Origin of the sequence: Mesorhizobium sp. M2A.F.Ca.ET.042.01.1.1 (assembly GCF_003997405.1) — a bacterium.
Lineage (GTDB): Bacteria > Pseudomonadota > Alphaproteobacteria > Rhizobiales > Rhizobiaceae > Mesorhizobium.
Map to the genome: position 1 here is coordinate 1 of NZ_RZRX01000650.1, position 467 is coordinate 467.

At 57.2% G+C, this 467-nt stretch carries 1 protein-coding gene; it reads right to left on the reverse strand.

Features of this window, described 5'->3' with window-relative positions:
• A partial coding sequence (locus EOA23_RS36020) for a hypothetical protein (RefSeq protein WP_210212536.1) occupies positions 1–467 on the reverse strand: 467 nt, incomplete at both ends.

Here is a 467-nt window from a genome sequence, read left to right on the forward strand (position 1 = left end):
TAGCATTGCCGGATAGACCGTCTCGGCTTTAAGCAGCGACGCGGTAACTGCGACTGCGGGGTCGGTTTCGCCCTGCAGCACCGATTTGAGGTCAGAGAACAACAGGACTTCCGGATCACTCGCTTTGAGAACCACATCGCGGACTTTCCGGACCTTCTCTTCGAGGTGAGCAGTACGCTGCGACCAGAGTGGTAGCGCATGGAAGCGCTGGAAGAGAGCGGACGCGACGGGAAGAGCGTTCGCTTCGACGACTTTATCATTGGTGGACAGCAATGCCGCCAGCTGATGGATGAATTGCTCATCGCGCTTCGAGCGGGAGATACGGCGGAACTCGACAGCCGATGCGTCCTGCAACAAACGATCGGCAACCACATCATCAATCAGGGCCTGATAAAGCCCGTCGACATAGACAGCTACGAGTGTACGGTTTGCCAGCAGGTAAGCTAACGCCAGCATCGGCATGACGC